Source organism: Roseisolibacter agri (genome assembly GCF_030159095.1).
In the GTDB taxonomy this organism is placed as follows: Bacteria; Gemmatimonadota; Gemmatimonadetes; order Gemmatimonadales; family Gemmatimonadaceae; genus Roseisolibacter; species Roseisolibacter agri.
Genome location: NZ_BRXS01000007.1, coordinates 250,886 through 267,805 on the forward strand (window position 1 = coordinate 250,886; position 16,920 = coordinate 267,805).

Annotated in this window: 11 protein-coding genes; 9 read left to right on the top strand and 2 right to left on the bottom strand. The window is 71.7% G+C overall.

The features are described 5' to 3' along the window. Window position 1: 1 nt before the first annotated feature. Complete coding sequence (locus rosag_RS22205; protein ID WP_284352372.1) at window positions 2–2,071, bottom strand: carbon starvation CstA family protein; 2,070 nt, start codon at window positions 2,069–2,071, stop codon at window positions 2–4. A gap of 257 nt (window positions 2,072–2,328) precedes the next feature. On the opposite strand from rosag_RS22205, the gene rosag_RS22210 reads away from it, so the two are divergent. The 6 genes from rosag_RS22210 (at window position 2,329) to rosag_RS22235 (ending at window position 11,625) form a co-directional block, all read left to right on the top strand. Next, window positions 2,329–3,351 carry an isocitrate/isopropylmalate dehydrogenase family protein gene (locus rosag_RS22210; protein WP_284352373.1) on the top strand — a complete coding sequence of 341 codons (1,023 nt, stop codon included), beginning with the start codon at window positions 2,329–2,331 and terminating at the stop codon, window positions 3,349–3,351. Between the two features lie 16 nt (window positions 3,352–3,367). Then, a complete protein-coding gene (locus rosag_RS22215) occupies window positions 3,368–4,189 on the top strand; it encodes a metallophosphoesterase family protein (RefSeq protein ID WP_284352374.1) in 822 nt (273 codons plus the stop codon). A 17-nt stretch (window positions 4,190–4,206) separates the two neighbouring features. Next, entirely contained in the window at window positions 4,207–5,076 is an 870-nt protein-coding gene (locus tag rosag_RS22220; RefSeq protein ID WP_284352375.1) for a SprT-like domain-containing protein, read from the top strand. Window positions 5,077–5,723: 647 nt separating this feature from the next. Then, entirely contained in the window at window positions 5,724–6,971 is a 1,248-nt protein-coding gene (locus tag rosag_RS22225; protein ID WP_284352376.1) for an acyl-CoA dehydrogenase family protein, read from the top strand. A 266-nt stretch (window positions 6,972–7,237) separates the two neighbouring features. Continuing rightward, window positions 7,238–10,324 (top strand): SusC/RagA family TonB-linked outer membrane protein, encoded by a 3,087-nt coding sequence (locus rosag_RS22230; protein ID WP_284352377.1) that lies wholly within the window; start codon window positions 7,238–7,240, stop codon window positions 10,322–10,324. Between the two features lie 2 nt (window positions 10,325–10,326). Continuing rightward, on the top strand, window positions 10,327–11,625 hold the full coding sequence (locus tag rosag_RS22235; RefSeq protein ID WP_284352378.1) for a RagB/SusD family nutrient uptake outer membrane protein: 1,299 nt from the start codon (window positions 10,327–10,329) through the stop codon (window positions 11,623–11,625). 335 nt (window positions 11,626–11,960) lie between these two features. Here the strand turns inward: rosag_RS22235 and rosag_RS22240 are convergent, their stop codons facing one another. Further along, window positions 11,961–12,674, bottom strand: a complete 714-nt coding sequence (locus tag rosag_RS22240; protein ID WP_284352379.1) for a hypothetical protein — start codon at window positions 12,672–12,674, stop codon at window positions 11,961–11,963. A 251-nt stretch (window positions 12,675–12,925) separates the two neighbouring features. Between rosag_RS22240 and rosag_RS22245 the strand changes: the two genes are divergently transcribed. The 3 genes from rosag_RS22245 to rosag_RS22255 all read left to right on the top strand — a co-directional run bounded on the left by rosag_RS22245 (window position 12,926) and on the right by rosag_RS22255 (window position 16,882). Next, window positions 12,926–13,678, top strand: a complete 753-nt coding sequence (locus rosag_RS22245; protein ID WP_284352380.1) for an electron transfer flavoprotein subunit beta/FixA family protein — start codon at window positions 12,926–12,928, stop codon at window positions 13,676–13,678. A gap of 21 nt (window positions 13,679–13,699) precedes the next feature. Further along, complete coding sequence (locus rosag_RS22250) at window positions 13,700–14,689, top strand: electron transfer flavoprotein subunit alpha/FixB family protein (protein WP_284352381.1); 990 nt, start codon at window positions 13,700–13,702, stop codon at window positions 14,687–14,689. 81 nt (window positions 14,690–14,770) lie between these two features. After that, window positions 14,771–16,882, top strand: a complete 2,112-nt coding sequence (locus rosag_RS22255; RefSeq protein WP_284352382.1) for a (Fe-S)-binding protein — start codon at window positions 14,771–14,773, stop codon at window positions 16,880–16,882. Window positions 16,883–16,920: the final 38 nt, after the last annotated feature.

Here is a 16,920-nt window from a genome sequence, read left to right on the forward strand (position 1 = left end):
GTCAGTCGCCGGCGACCGCGACGGTCGGCTCGTACGGGACCTCGGTGGAGCGCGCCGGCTTGCGGCCCACGAGCACGGCGATCCATTCGCGCGCCGAGTCGGCGAGGATCACGAGCACGGCGACCAGGAAGAAGCCCGCGACGGCGGCGTCGAGGCGGTCGTTGAAGACCATCGCGCGCGCGGCCTCCATCGACTTCGCGCCGGCGGGCAGCGTGCCGGCGGCCAGCGCCGTCTCGAAGACCCGCGCGTGCGCCAGGAACCCCAGGCGCGGGTCGGCCGAGAAGATCTTCGTGAGGCCGGTCGAGAACGTGACGACGACGAGCCACGCGAGCGGCAGGAGGGTGACGAACGCCCAGCGTGCCTTGCCCATCTTCACGACGATCGTCGTGCCGACGCAGAGCGCGACGGCGGCCAGCAGCTGGTTGGCGATGCCGAACAGCGGCCAGAGCGAGTTGATGCCGCCGAGGGGATCGGTGACGCCCTGGTAGAGGAAGTAGCCCCACATGGCGACGAACACCGCGCTCGTGAGCACGACGGCCGGCGTCCACGCGACGCGGCCGAGCGGCGCCCAGACGTGCTTGCCGAGGTCCTGCAGCATGAAGCGGCCGACGCGCGTCCCCGCGTCGAGCGTCGTGAGGATGAACAGCGCCTCGAACATGATGGCGAAGTGGTACCAGAGCGCCATCGCGCCCTCGCCGCCGAGGGCGCGCGAGAAGAGGTGCGCCATGCCCACCGCCAGCGACGGCGCGCCGCCCGTGCGGGAGAGCAGCGAGTGCTCGCCGACCTGGCGCGCGAGCGTCTCCAGCTCCAGGGGCGTGACGACGAAGCCCCAGGTCGCGATCTTGGCCGCCGCGGCGGCCGCCGTCGTGCCGATGACGCCCGCGGGCGCGTTGATGGCGAAGTAGACGCCCGGCGTGAGCACGCAGGCGCCGACGAGCGCCATCACCGCGACCAGCGACTCGGTGAGCATCGCGCCGTAGCCAACGAGTCGCGCGTCGTCCTCGCGCTCCAGCAGCTTGGGCGTCGTGCCCGAGGCGATGAGCGCGTGGAAGCCCGAGATCGCGCCGCAGGCGATCGTGATGAAGACGAACGGGAAGACCTTGCCGGCGAACACCGGGCCCGTGCCGTCCACGAAGCGCGTGACGGCGGGCATGGCGAGCGGCGGGAGGACGATCAGGATGCCGGCGGCGAGGGCGACGACGACGCCGATCTTCACGAAGGCCGACAGGTAGTCTCGCGGCGCGAGCAGCAGCCAGACCGGGAGCACGGACGCCGCGAAGCCGTAGGCCATCACGAGCCAGGCGAGCGTCGTGCGCTGGAGCGTGAACGTGTGCGCCAGCGCGGGCTGCGCGGCGACCCACTGGCCGGCGTAGAGCGCGCCGACCAGCAGCACGAGCCCCATCGCCGTCGCCTCCAGCACGCGACCGGGCCGGAGCCAGCGCAGGTAGCCGCCCATCAGCAGCGCGATCGGGATCGTGAGGCCGACGGTGACGGTGCCCCACGGGCTCTGGCCGAGCGCGTTGACGACGACGAGCGCGATGACGGAGATCAGCACGACCATGATGCCGAGCACCGCGACGAGCGCGGTGAAGCCGGCGACGGGTCCGATCTCCTCGCGCGCCATCTGGCCGAGCGACTTGCCGTCGCGGCGGATGCTGGAGGCGAGGATGACGAAGTCCTGCACCGCGCCGCCGATCGCGACGCCGACGATGAGCCAGAGCGCGCCGGGGAGGTAGCCGAACTGCGCGGCCAGCGTGGGGCCGACGAGCGGCCCGGGGCCGGCGATGGCGGCGAAGTGGTGGCCGAAGACGACCCAACGGTTCGTCGGCACGTAGTCGCGGCCGTCGTTCAGCCGCACCGCGGGCGTGGGGCGGGCGCGGTCGAGGGCGAACACGCGCGACGCGATGAGCCGCGCGTAGAAGCGGTAGGCGACGAGGTACGTGCAGACCGCGGCGACCACGAGCCAGGCGGCGTTGACCGATTCGCCGCGGCGCAGCCCGAGGACCGCGAACGCGAACGCGCCCGTGACGGCGACGGCGAGCCAGACGAGGGCGCGGAGCAGCGTGGGCATGCGGGGCATGCAGGCGTGGCAGGAGGGAGGAGGGCGGGGCGGCGCGCGTGCAGGCGCGCTTTATGGATGCGGGGACGCTCATCGTCAACCCCGGCGCCGCGGCGTGGGCGTGGTCTGGAACGCGTCGGTCGCCTCCGATTAGCTTCCGGCGCGCGGGACGCCCGGCGGCGCGGCACGACGCGCGCCGACGGCGACCCCGGCCTCGCCGACATCCGATCCGTCTGCGCCGCGTCGCGGCGCCTCACCGTCCGCTCGACATGCCCACGCCAGTCACCCTGATTCCCGGCGACGGGATCGGTCCCAGCATCGCCGACGCCACCGTCCGCGTCCTCGAGGCCGCGGGCGCGGACATCGAGTGGGACGTCCAGGTCGCCGGCCAGGCCGGCGTCGCGCAGCACGGCGATCCGATCCCCGAGCCGACGCTCGCCTCGATCCGCCGTACGAAGCTGGCGCTCAAGGGGCCGCTCGAGACGCCGGTGGGGAAGGGCTTCCGCTCGGTGAACGTCGCGCTGCGCAAGGAGTTCGACCTGTACGCGAACGTGCGCCCCGCGCAGTCGCTCGTGCACTCCAAGCGGCACTACGACGACATCGACCTCGTGCTGGTGCGCGAGAACACCGAGGGGCTGTACGTCGGCATCGAGCACTACGTGCCGAGCGGCGGCGATCCGCAGGCGGCCGCGGAGAGCGTGGCGCTCATCACGCGCAGCGGCTCGGAGCGGATCCTGCGCTACGCGTTCGAGTACGCGGTGCGCCACGGCCGCAAGAAGGTGACGATCGTCCACAAGGCGAACATCCTCAAGTTCTCGCAGGGGCTGTTCCTGGACGTGGGCCGCCAGATCGCGAAGGAGTACGAGGGGCGCGTCGCGATGGACGAGCGCATCATCGACGCGATGGCGATGAACCTCGTGATGGACCCGAACCGCTTCGACGTCATCGTGACGACGAACATGTTCGGCGACATCCTCTCGGACCTGATCTCGGGCCTGGTGGGCGGCCTCGGGCTGGCGCCGGGCGCGAACATCGGCACGAACGCCGCGATCTTCGAGGCGGTGCACGGGACGGCGCCGGACATCGCGGGCAAGGACATCGCGAACCCGGGCGCGCTGATCCTCGCGGCGTGCATGATGCTCGAGCACATGCAGCAGCCGGACATCGCGAAGCGCGTGCGCGACGCCTTCGTGGCGCAGATCCAGGACGGCGAGGTGCGCACGCGCGACCTGGGCGGCACGGCCGGGACGACGGAGTTCACGGACGCGCTGGTGGCGAGGATCCGCGGCTGACGCGGCGCGTGACGCGATGCTGACCGTCCTCCACGTCTCCGACCTGCACTTCGGGCGCCCGATGGTGCCCGCGCACATCGCCGCGCTCGAGTCGCTGGTGAACGACCGGCCGTTCGACGTGGTCGCGGTGTCGGGCGACCTGTCGCAGCGCGCGCGCGCGGGCGAGTTCCAGCGCGCGGCGGTCTTCCTGCGCGACGCCCAGCGCGTCAGCCGCACGATCGTCGTGCCGGGCAACCACGACGTGATGTGGTGGCGCGCGCCGCTCGGCATCGGCGCGGACGAGGCGCTGTACGAGAACTGGCGCGCGCACGTGCAGGCGGAGATCGAGCCGGTGCTGCGCGTGCCGGGCGCCACGTTCGTCGGCCTCAACACGGCCCAGGGCGTGCTCCCGCAGACGCTGACGTGGAACGTGCGCGACATCTCGATCATCGGGCACATCCGCCGCGCGCAGATCGAGCACGCGGCCGCCGAGTTCGCGCGCTCGCCGTCCACCGACGCGCGCGTGATCGTCATGCACCACAACCCGGTCAAGGGCGAGCTCTCGCAGCGCCACGGCCTCAAGAACACGCGCAAGGTGCTCGGCGCGTTCGCCGAGATCGGCGTGGACCTGGTGCTGTGCGGGCACGACCATCAGGAGGCGATCCACTTCGTGGAGCACACGAAGAAGGGCACGGTCATCTCGACCGCGGGCACGGTGTCGAGCCGCTCGCGGGGCGGGCGGCCGTCGTCGGCGAACGCGATCACGCTCACGGGCGAGACGATCGAGATCACGACGCTCGTGTGGTCGGCCGAGGGACAGCGGTTCCTGCCGGGGCCCCGCCACTGCTTCGATCGCTGACCGGCTGGGTGGAGCGGATGACGGAAGCCCATCGCCGACGCCGCGCGGGCGGCGAGGGCGCGGGACAGCTCGCGCTGCCGCTCGACCTGCCGGCGGCCCCGCCGCTGCCGGCGGCGCCGGCGCCGCCGCGCACGTCGGGCCCGCTCGTGACGACCGACGTGACGCCGGTCGAGCGGGGACGGCGCAGCAGCGCCGAGGCCGCGGCGCGGCTGCAGGCGGCGCTCGTGCGCCTCGGCCTGCGCGGCATCGAGCGGGTGCGGCTGACGCGCAACCGCACGGTGATGGTCAGCTTCAGCCAGGGCGAGTTGCGCGTGCACGAGGGCTACCTCGACGCGCCGCCCGAGGTGCTGCGCGCGATCGTCGGCTTCGTGTGCGGGCGCACGCGCGCCGAGCGGCGCCGCGCACGGGAGGCGATCCTCGCGCACCAGATCGCGCGCCCGGCCGCGGTGCGCCGCCCCGAGCGCACGAAGGCCGAGGACGAGCCGGTGGTCGCGCAGCTGAAGCGCTTCCACGCGCACTACAACCGCGTCTACTTCGGCGCGCGGCTGCGCGCGGTGCCGATCCGCCTCTCGAGCCGCATGCGTACCCGCCTCGGGCACTACACGGCCGCGACGCCGACGGGCGACCCGGCGGAGATCGTGATCGGCCGCGAGCACATCCGGCGGCACGGGTGGGAAGAGGCGCTGCACACGCTCCTGCACGAGATGGTGCACCAGTGGCAGGACGAGGCGGGGCACGCGATCGATCACGGGGCGACGTTCCGCAAGAAAGCCCGCGAGGTGGGGATCACGCCGTCCGCCCGTCGTCACGTGCTGCCCCGCAGACAGAGGGCGGCGCCACCGCCGGCCGCTGCGGCGATCGGGTTGCGGGCTGCCCGAGAGGAGTAGGGTTTCGGGTTCGGGGTTGTCGGGCGGGTTTTGGCGCGTGGGGCGGGGGTGCCGGGGGCGGTCGCCGGCTCGGTATTTCGCGGGTCGGAGCCCCGCCCGCGCTACGCGCGGCTGGTCTCCTCTGCCGCGAAACATCCCTCGCGTTGCTCGGGACTCGCTCGGCGACCGCCCCCGGCACCCCCGCCCCCCTAGCGTCGTCGTCCGCTCGACGGTCGTAGCTCGAGCCTCCTCGCAGGCGGGCGCGGCATCCGAGGACCGCGATCCACGCGGCGGCTCGCCCTCCGTCGCGCGGGCTGCCGGTGTCGCCGATTGCGCGGCGTGATGGAGGGCGCGCACCGCCGCCGTTGAGCGCGTGCGCCAAAGTTCGGGACCCTCGAACTGGCCTGCGCGCACGAAGCGGCTAGAGTCGCCGGCTCCGGCGCTGACCCCCGGAGGCGCGGGCGGTGGGGCGGGCGCAGGCGACCTCGATCGCAGCAAGGAGACCCGACGCGCAACGCGCCGTCGGGGCTCCGCAGCGGCCGCGATCGCCGGGAGCCGAAGCCCGTCCCGCCGCCCGCGCCGTGCGCGAGAAACCCGCCTGCACCCGAAGGCTCGTAACCTGAACGAGGAAGGGCTGTTAGATTCGTGGGTCTCCGAACCCGACTCCCATGGCTACTGAGATCGCTCCCCACGAGTCCTACCTGCCGTCGCCGCAGCTCACGCCGCGCGAGGGCGACCTGTTCAACATCGACGCCGGGCTCACCGAGGAGGAGCGCGCCGTCCGCGACTCGGTGCGCCGCTTCGTCGACGAGAAGGTCCTGCCGATCATCGGCAAGCACTACGTCGAGGGCACCTTCCCGAAGCACCTGATCGCCGAGATGGGCGAGCTGGGCGTGTTCGGCGCCAACCTGCCCGAGGAGTACGGCTGCGCGGGGCTCAACAACGTGCAGTACGGGCTCATCATGCAGGAGCTCGAGCGCGGCGACTCGGGCATCCGCTCGTTCGCGTCGGTGCAGGGCGCGCTCGTGATGTACCCGATCTACGCCTTCGGCAGCGAGGAGCAGAAGCGCCACTGGCTGCCGAAGATGGCCACGGGCGAGGTGATCGGCTGCTTCGGGCTCACCGAGCCGGACTACGGCTCGAACCCCGCGGGCATGATCACCGTCGCGCGCGAGCAGGCCGACGGGTCGTGGGTGCTGAACGGCGCCAAGATGTGGATCACCAACGGCTCGCAGGCGCACGTCTCGGTCGTCTGGGCCAAGACCGTCCGCCACGGCGAGACCGAGGTCGGCGACGAGCGCACCATCCGCGGCTTCGTCGTCCCGACCGACACGCCGGGCTTCCGCGCGCGCGACCAGAAGGGGAAGCTGTCGCTGCGCGCGTCGGACACGTCCGAGCTGATCCTCGAGGACGTGAAGCTGCCGGCCGACGCGATCCTGCCGAAGTCGGGCGGGCTCAAGTCGCCGCTGATGTGCCTGACGCAGGCGCGCTACGGCATCTCGTGGGGCGCGCTCGGCGCCGCCATCGCGTGCTTCGAGGAGGCCGTGTCCTACTCGAAGAACCGCGTCATGTTCGACAAGCCGATCGGCGCGTTCCAGATCCAGCAGGTGCGCCTGGCCGACATGCTGACGGAGATCGTGAAGGGGCAGCTGCTGTCGCTGCACCTGGGCCGCTGCAAGGACCTGGGGACGTTCACGCCGCAGATGGTGTCGCTGGCCAAGCGGAACAACGTCAACATCGCGACCGACATCGCGCGCGAGGCGCGCCGCCTGCTCGGCGGCAACGGGATCCTGGCCGAGTACGCGTCGATGCGCCACATGGCCAACCTGGAGAGCGTGTACACGTACGAGGGGACGCACGACGTCCACTCGCTCATCCTCGGCCAGGCGATCACGGGGCACAGCGCGTTCAAGTGAGCACGGGCTGAGCCGGGCCGGTCCCGGCGGCCCGATCCGACAGGGCGCGTCCTTCCACGGCGGAGGGGCGCGCCCTGTCGGCGTCCGGCCGGTGGGGGTAACGTTGCCGCGTTGTTCGAGGGCGGTTCCGCACGCTGGACGGGGTGACCCGCGGGCGTGCTGCTCGGGTCCAGATGCATGTAGGCCACGCTGTGTGCGTTCGTTCGTCGCCGGTGCCCCCCGGACGTCGGCGGCTGCCCGCTGGTCCCATTTGCAGGAGGCACGCGATGCGTTCTCCGTTCGCGTCCCCGGCCGGGAAGCAGTCCGGCCACATCTCCCCGGTCGCCGCAGCGCTCCTCGCGCTCGCCGCCGCCGGCCCACCGGCCGCGCTCGTCGGCCTGCTGGCGGTGCCGGGCGAGGCCGCCGCACAGGCGACACAGGGCATCATCACCGGCGTCGTCGTGGCGGAGGGCACGCAGCGGCCGCTCCCCGACGCGCAGGTGTCGGTCGAGGGCACCACCAACGGCGCCGCGACCGACGCCAACGGACGCTTCCGGGTCGCCGGCCTCACCGGCACCGAGGTGCGCCTGACGGTGCGGCGCATCGGCTACCAGCCGGCCACGGTGACCGCGCGGGTGGGCGCCACCGACGTGCGCGTGACGCTGCGCGAGCGCGCGCTGGAGCTGAGCCAGGTCGTCGTCACCGGCACCGCCGGCGTGCAGGAGCGCCGCGCGATCGGCAACGCGGTCTCGACCGTCAACGTCGCCGAGGTCACCGCGACGCAGCCGGTGCGCAACTTCTCCGACCTGCTGACCGGGCGCGCGTCCGGCGTCAGCGTCATCGGCAGCTCCGGGCAGGTGGGCACCGGCTCGCGCATCCGCGTGCGCGGCGCGTCGTCGCTCTCGCTCGCCAACGACCCGCTGATCTACGTCGACGGCATCCGCGTCGACAACGCGCAGGCGAGCGGCCCCACCAACCAGGCGTTCGGCTCCGCGTCCGTGTCGCGGTGGAACGACTTCGATCCCGACGACATCGAGAGCATCGAGGTCATCAAGGGACCGGCCGCCGCGACGCTCTACGGCACCGAGGCGTCGAACGGCGTCATCCAGATCATCACGAAGAAGGGCGCCGCCGGCCGGCCCGGTTGGAACTTCACCGTGCGGCAGGGCAGCAGCTGGCTGCCCGGCTGGAAGGACGGCTACGGCTACGTGAACTACGGCACCGTGCCGCGCGCGGGCTCGACGACCGCGCTGGACACCGTGTCGATCACGATCGCGCAGCTGAACGACTCGCTCAACGCGCACTTCGGCCACGACATCTTCCGCGCCGGACGGCAGCAGGACTACCAGGCCAACGTCAGCGGCGGCACGGCCGCGCTGCGCTATTACGTGGGCCTGAACCGCGAGGAGGCGACCGGCGTCGAGCGCGCGAACCGTCTCCAGCGGACGAACTTCCGCGCCAACGTCTCGGCGTCGCCGAGCCGCACCGTGGACGTCACGGCGTCGTCGGCGTTCGTGACCGGGCGGACCTACCTGCCGTACGAGTCCGGCGGCGGCGGCGCGACGTGGGCGACCTACTTCTCGTCGCCGTCCTTCCTGTACAGCGGGCGCAACGCGAACAACGCGCAGCTCGGCTTCCGCAGCGGGCCGCCCGACATCTACTACGCCGCGTACAACATCTTCCAGGACGCGGACCGCTTCACGAGCAGCCTGCAGGTGACCAACCGGCCGGCGTCGTGGCTGGACCACCGGCTGATCCTCGGCATCGACCGGCTGGTGGAGGACAACCAGACGCAGGCGCCGCGCAACGAGACGCTGTTCGCCACCTACGCCGCGTTCTCCGAGGTGGGCGGCACGACGCAGGGCTCGCTCGCCGTGGGCACGCGCAACGTCGCCAACGTCACGGCGGACTACGCGTTCAACGCGAAGTACACGATCGCCAGCGGCCTGGCGGGCGTGACGTCGGCGGGCGGCCAGTACTACGGCCGGCGCACGCGCGGACGCGCGATGTCGGCGACGGGCTTCCCCGCGTCGGGCATCCTGGCGCTGTCGGCGGCCGCGGTCCAGCGGCTGGACGGTGACAGCCTGTTCGACAACAACACGCTCGGCGGCTTCGTGCAGCAGCAGCTGATCTGGAACGACCGCCTGTTCGTCACCGGCGCCGTGCGGCGCGACGACAACTCGGCCTTCGGCACGGACTATCCGGCCGTCACGTATCCGAAGGTGAGCGCCTCGTACGTCGTCAGCGAGGAGCCCGCGCTGAGCATCCCGAAGGCGTTCAGCACGCTGCGGCTGCGCGGCGCCTACGGCGGCAGCGGCTTGCAGCCGGGCGCGTTCGACGCCATCCGCACGTACACGGCGAGCGGCGGCTTCCTGACGCCCAGCAACGTCGGCAACACGGAGCTGGGCCCCGAGAAGAGCACGGAGCTGGAGCTGGGCCTCGACGGCGGGCTGCTGGACGACCGCTACGGCTTCGAGCTGACGTACTACGCGGGCACCACGCGCGACGCGATCCTGTCGCGCCAGGCGCCGCCCTCGATCGGCTTCCCGGGCTTCCAGCTGTTCAACGCCGGACGCGTGGACCGCGACGGCTTCGAGTGGGTGCTGCGCGCGCAGCCGATCCGCTCGCGCCTGGTGACGCTCGATCTGGGCCTCAACGGCAGCGCGAACAAGTACGAGATCAAGTCGCTCGGCCCCGCGCAGACGGTTTCGCTGACGAGCAACGTGCAGCACGTGGTGGGCTACGCGCCGGGCGCGTGGTGGGACCGCCGGATCGTGAGCGCGGACTACAATGCGACCACGAAGCGTGCGACCAACCTGCGCTGCGACGACGGGAAGGGCGGCTCGACGGACTGCGCGACGGCGCCGCGCGTCTTCCTCGGCAACACGGTGCCGACGAAGGAGGGATCGTTCACCGCCGGGCTCTCGTTCCTCGAGAACTGGCGCGTGAACGCGTTCTTCGACTATCGCGGCGGCTACAAGAAGCTGGATGGCAACCTGCGCGTGCGCTGCGGCGCGTTCGCGCTGTGCCGCGACCTGTACTACCCCGACGAGGTGCAGGACAAGGTGCTGCTCGCCGCCGAGCAGGCGGGTACCGCGTACACCTTCCACCTCATCCGCGACGCGAACTTCACGCGGTTCCGCGAGCTGTCGGTGACGTACACGTTCCCGCGCGCGCTGGCGCAGCGCTTCGGCGGCACGAACGCGGGCATCACGGTCGCCGGCCGCAACCTCGCGCTGTGGACCGACTACACGGGGCTGGAGCCCGAGGCGTCGTTCAACGGCGGCTCGCGCGGCGGCCAGTTCGGGCAGTGGGAGCAGAACGTGCTCCCGCAGACGCGCTCGGTGGTCGCGACCCTCAACTTCTCCTTCTGACCATGACGCCTCACATGCATCGCGCCGCGCGGCGGCGCTCCGGTGTGCGCGGCGTCGCGCGGGCGGCGGCGCTGGCGTGGCTCTGCGCCGCCGCCGCGGGCTGCAGCGACACGGTGGATCGCCTGCTGACGGCGACGACGCCCAGCCGCCTGGGCGAGACGGCGTTCCTGGTGCCGCAGAACGCGCCGCTGCTGGTCGCGAGCGCGATCGCCGACTTCGAGTGCGCGTACGGCGCGTACGTCGTCGCGAGCGGCCTCGCGTCGGGCGAGCTGTACGACGCCTCGCAGACCGCCTCGCGCTGGTCGTACGACCGCCGCGAGGTGCTGCCGGCGGACGCGCACTACTCGACCTTCGGGTGCGAGGCGATCGGCGTCTACACGCCCATCAGCACCGCGCGCTACACCACGGACCAGGCGCTCCAGAAGCTGGGGGAGTGGACGGACGCCGAGGTGCCCAACCGGGCGCGCCTGCGCGCGACGGCGGCGCTGTACGCGGGCTACTCGTACCTGCTGCTGGCCGAGGGCTTCTGCACGGCGGCGGTGAACCTGGGACCGGAGCTGACGACGGCGCAGCTGCTCGACTCGGCCGAGGCGCGCTTCACGACGGCGCTGGGGCTCGTGACGGCCGCGGATTCGACGGTGCGCTACGGTGCGTCCGTCGGGCGGGCGCGCGCGCGCCTCGGCAAGGGGAACACCGCGGGCGCGGCGAGCGACGCGGCGACGGTGCCGGTGTCGTTCGTGCTGAACGCGACGGCGGACAACAACAGCGGCCGGCGCAACAACCGCGTCTTCGCGCAGAACAACGCGTCGAACACCGGCGTCACCATCGCGACGCCGTACCGCACGCTCACGGTCGCGGGCGCGCCGGATCCGCGCGTGCGCGTCACGAACCAGAACCGCCTCGCGGGGGACCAGATCAACCAGCTCTGGACGCAGAACAAGTACGCGTCGCTGACGGCGTCGCTGCCGATCGCGACGGGCGTCGAGGCGCAGCTGATCCTGGCCGAAGCGCAGGGCGCGGCACAGGGTGTCGCGACGCTCAACGCGCTGCGGGCGCGCGCGGGCGTGGCGCTGCCCGCGCTCACCGCCGCGGAGGCGGCGAGCTTCCAGGCGACCGTCTACGAGGAGCGACGCCGCGAGCTGTTCCTGCAGGGGACGCGGTGGTTCGACGAGCGGCGCGGCAACCTGACGCTCGATCCCGCGACGGGCACGCAGTACCCGAAGGGCGGGAGCTACGGTGCGCAGCGCTGCTGGCCGCTGCCCGCGGTGGAGCGGGCGGCGAACCCGAACCTCGGCGGGTGAGCGCCGGACCCGAACGACGACGGCAGCAAGGATGAGAGCTGACAGGGTCTGATGACGACGGATGGCTCCGCGTGGTGGCGAGGAACGTCGCCCGACGCGGAGCCATCCGTCGTTATCAGATTTCATCCGATCTTCATCCTTGCAATTGTCGTTCGGGTCCGGCGCGCGGGGATCGAAAGAGCATCAGACAGGATTATCAGGATTGACAGGATTTACAGGATTCGGAGCGCCTCCTGGCGGCGACCAGCTTCGCGCCGGTGTGGAGACCATCCTGTTAATCGTGTAAATCCTGTCAATCCTGTCTGCAGTTGTCGTTCGGATTCGGCGCGATCGTGTCAGCGCGGCCCGCCGAAGTGCAGCGCGAACAGCAGCGAGAAGCGCGAGTCCGCGCCCTCCAGGCCGATCGGCACCGTGACGGCCGGGCGCACGGTGAACCGGTCGTTGAAGGTCAGGCCGGCGCCGAGGTCCAGCGCGCCGTACGAGTCCGTGTCGGTCGTCTCGAGGTCGCTGTTCTCCGGCGAGAGGCTGTTGCGCGTGTAGATCAGCCGCAGCCCGCCGAACGGCACCAGGTTCACCGCGGTCGACAGCCCGACCGGCGCGCCGATCGAGAAGCCCGCGCTGGCGAGGAGCGTCCGGTTCTCGATGTCGACGCCGGCGCTCGTGAAGTCCGGCCCCAGCCGGTAGCCGAGCGTCGCGATCGGGCAGAACTCGGCGGTCGGCGCGCGTCGGCGCGTCGGCGTGCCGATCGGCACCTGGTAGCCGAGCGTGCCCTGGATCGTGGTCGCCGACTCGTCGATGTCGTCGAAGTCGTCGAGCGAGACGCCGACGCCGCCGAACGGGCCGGCCGCCTGGCCGAAGAGCAGATCCGCGCCGATCGTCGTCAGGTCGTCCCCCGTCCCGAGCACGCCGCCGACGCGAACGGGATGGGTGTTGAACGAGGCGGCGCCGGTGCAGGTCTGGGCGCTGGCGTGGGCAGCCGGCAGCAGGACGGCCGCGGCGAGCAGGCAGGCGGAGAGCCGCGTCCGCGGCAGGAGACGGATCTGGGTCATGGGATGCTCCGACGGGTCATGGGCGCGATCCCGGCGCTCCACGGGATCTTCGGAGGGAGCGCCGGCCGCAGCGCTGGCGTAGGCAGGTCGCGCGCCCGCGCCGCCCGGGGAGCGTGATCGCCGGCACGTTTCGGGGAGCCCGGGCGCTCCATGGCCGGGCCAGTCGCGCCTTGAACAGCGTTCGGTCGCGCGCGATCTTTCCGCGTCAGGCATGTGAATTCCTTCACAAGACCCAATGAGGAGGCGTCGCGGTGAAGATCGCCGTGTGCATCAAGCGGGTGCCGGTCATGGAAGTGAAGTTCGCGATCGGCAAGGACGGCGCGAGCGTCGACGAGACCGGGTTGAAGTACGACGTGAACGATTTCGACCTGTGGGCGGTCGAGGCCGCGCTGCAGCTCAACGAGAAGAACGCGCCCGGCGAGGTCACCGTGATCTCGCTCGGCACCGACGCCGCGCAGGAGCAGATCCGGAAGGCGCTGTCGATGGGGGCCGACAAGGGCGTGCTCCTGAAGGCCGACCGGCTACCCGGCGACGCGTTCGCGGTGGCCGAGGCGCTGGCCGCGGAGCTGAAGGACGGCGGCTACGACGTCATCTTCTTCGGCAAGAAGTCGATCGACGCCGACAACTCCGCGACCGGCGCGATGGTCGGCGAGCTGCTCGGCCTCCCCGTCGTCACCGGCGTCTCGAAGCTCGAGATCGCGGGCGGCAAGGGCACCGCGCACCGCGCGGTCGAGGGCGGCATCGAGGTGCTCGAGTTCCCGCTGCCGGCGATCGTCACAGTGGACGAGGGGCTCAACAAGGAGCGCCTGCCGTCGCTGAAGGGGATCATGGCGGCGAAGAAGAAGCCGCTCGAGTCCAGGCCCGCGCAGCTGGGCACCGCGGGCGTCACGGTGCAGAAGATGGAGCTGCCGCCGGAGCGCGCCGCGGGCCGCATCGTCGGCGAGGGCGCCGCCGCGGTCCCGGAGCTGGTGCGCCTGCTCCAGTCGGAAGCCAAGGTCCTCTGAGCCACGCGAGGGAATCACACAATGGCGAACGTGTTCGCATTCGTGGAGTCGCGCGGTGGCGACGTCCGCAAGGCGGGGCTGGAAGCAGTGTCGGCCGCGCGGCAGATCGCCGACCAGACGGGCGGCGGTGAGGTGCACGCGCTGCTCGCCGGCGCGCCCGGCATCGCGGCGCAGGCGTCGCGGCTGGCCGAGGTGGGCGCCGACGTCGTGTACGTCGTCGAGCACGCGGGGCTCGCGCAGTACGACGCCGAGTCGCTCGCGGCGACGGCGGCGGAGCGCATCCGGGCCGGCGGCTACCGGGCGGCCGTGTTCAGCGCGACCGCGCAGGGCAAGGACCTGAGCCCGCGCGTCGCGGCCAAGCTGCGCGCGCCGCTGGCACCCGACGCGACGGCCATCGCGGTGGAGGGCGACGCGATCGTCGTCCGGCACCCGATGTACACCGGCAAGGTGATCGGCGCGCTCGCGATCACGGCGTCGCCCGCGCTGCTGTCGGTGCGCCTGGGCGCGGTGCCCGCGCAGCCGAACGCGAAGGCCGGCCGCGTGGAGACGATCCAGCCCGCCGCCGACCCGGGCGCCTCGAAGGTGCGCGTGGTCGAGCTGCGCGAGGGGAACAAGGGGAAGATCGACCTCGGCGAGGCGGCGGTGATCGTCGCCGGCGGGCGTGGGCTGAAGGCGCCCGAGAACTTCAAGCTCGTCGAGGAGCTGGCGGACTCGTTCGGCAACGCCGCGGTCGGCGCGACGCGCGCGGTGACCGACGAGGGGTGGCGCCCGCACTCCGACCAGATCGGGCAGACGGGGCGCGTCGTCAGCCCCGAGCTGTACGTGGCGGTCGGCATCTCCGGCGCCATCCAGCACCTGGCCGGCATGCGCACGTCCAAGACGATCGTCGCGATCAACAAGGACAAGGAGGCGCCGATCTTCAAGGTGGCCGACTACGGCATCGTCGGCGACGTCTTCGAGATCGTGCCGGCGCTGACACAGGCCGTGCGCGCCGCGAAGGCCGCGCACTAAGTTGGAGCGGGCGGCGCGCACGACGGCGCCGCCCGCTCGTCTTTCGGCTCGTACAGCCTCTCACCCGCTCGGAGTGCGCCCGTGACGACCGGGAACGTCGTGTTTCTCGTCATCCTGCTGCTGGCCGCGGCCTTCCTCGCGTACAACGCGCAGCGGCTGTATCGCTACATGACGATGGTCGGGAAGCCGGAGCACCGCCTCGACGATCCGGCGCGGCGCCTCTGGAACCTGCTGACGATCGGCTTCGCGCAGACGAAGATCCTGCGCGACCCGACGGCCGGCACGTCGCACGCGGCCGTGTTCTGGGGCTTCCTCGTCGTCACCATCGGCACCGTCGAGGTGTTCGTGCAGGGCGTGTGGGACGGCTTTAGCTACGCCAGCTTCCTCCCCGCGCCGCTGTACGCGCTCTACGCGCTGTCGCAGGAGCTGTTCGCGCTGCTGATCCTCGCCGCGGTGAGCTTCCTGATCTACCGCCGGCTGGTGCTCAAGCCGAAGCGGCTGCAGGGCGACGTCGTGCACGGCACCGAGGCCGTGATGATCCTGGCGACCATCGCGCTGCTGATGGTGACGCTCGTCATCACCGGCACGATGGAGGCGATCTACGAGCCGGACGCGCCGTCGGGCTACGGCCGCCTCGTGGGCCACGGGCTGGCGCTCGGGCTCTCCGGCGTGATCTCGCCCGAGAGCGCGCACACCGTCCGCGACGTCTCCTGGTGGACGCACGCGATCGCGGTGCTCGGCTTCATCAACTTCCTACCGTACTCCAAGCACCTGCACGTGCTCGTGTCGCTGCCGAACGTGTTCCTCTCGAACACGAGCGGGCCGGGCACGATCGGCGCGATGCGGCCGATGAACCTGGAGGACGAGACGGCGGAGCAGTTCGGCGCCAGCGACGTCGAGCACCTGAGCTGGAAGAACCTGCTGGACGGCTACGCCTGCACGGAGTGCGGCCGCTGCACCGCGGCGTGCCCCGCGAACATCACCGGCAAGGTGCTCTCGCCGCGCAAGATCGTCGTCAACACGCGCCAGCGCCTGATGGAGAAGGCGCCGCTGGTGGTGGGCGACGTCGGTGAGTTCCGCCGCCCGACGCTCGTCGAGCAGGAGGGCGCCGACGCCGGCACGCAGACCGCGACCGCGGTGCTCGAGAACCGCCTGCTCGACAACTACATCACCGAGGAGGAGCTCTGGGCCTGCACGAGCTGCCGCGCGTGCGTGCAGGAGTGCCCGGTCTCGATCGACCAGCTCGACATCATCAACGAGCTGCGGCGCAACCTCGTGCTGATGGAGTCGCGCTTCCCCGAGGAGCTGCAGCCGGCGTTCCAGTCGATGGAGCGCAACGGCAGCCCCTGGGCGTTCAGCCCCGCCGCGCGCGAGGAGTGGGCCCAGGGGCTGGACATCCCGACGATGGCGGAGGCGTTCGAGCGCGGCGCCCGTCCCGACCTGCTGTTCTGGGTCGGCTGCATGGGCTCCTTCGACGATCGCGCGAAGAAGATCACGGTGGCGTTCGCGCGCGTGCTGAAGGCGGCCGGCGTCGACTTCGCGATCCTCGGGCAGGAGGAGACCTGCAACGGCGACCCCGCGCGCCGCATGGGCAACGAGTACCTCTACCAGACGCTCGCGAAGGGCGCGATCGAGACGCTCGACCGCTACGAGGTGAAGACGGTCGTCACCTTCTGCCCGCACTGCTTCCACCAGATCGGCAACGAGTTCCCGCAGCTCGGCGGCAACTACGAGGTCATCCACCACACGACGTACATCGAGCGCCTGCTGCAGGAGGGCCGCGTCCCCCTCGACACCGACGAGGGGAAGCAGCTGACGATGGTCTACCACGACTCCTGCTACCTGGGGCGCTACAACGACGTCTACGACGCGCCGCGCGCGACGCTCAAGCGCGCGCTGCCGGTGGTGAACCTCGTGGAGCCGAAGCGCACGAAGAGCCGCGGCCTGTGCTGCGGCGCGGGCGGCGGCCGCATGTGGATGGAGGAGACGGAGGGGAAGCGCATCAACGTCGAGCGCACCGAGGAGCTGCTCGCGACGGGCGCCGACGCGATCGCGGTGGCGTGCCCGTTCTGCATGACGATGATGACCGACGGCGTCACCGCGAAGGGGAGCGAGGTGCCGGTGCTCGACATCTCCGAGGTCGTCGCGTCGCGGCTCGCCACCGGCGCCCCGGCGGCGCTCGCCGGCGACTGAGCCTCGCGGCACGCAACCTGACGCAGGACCGAGCGGGC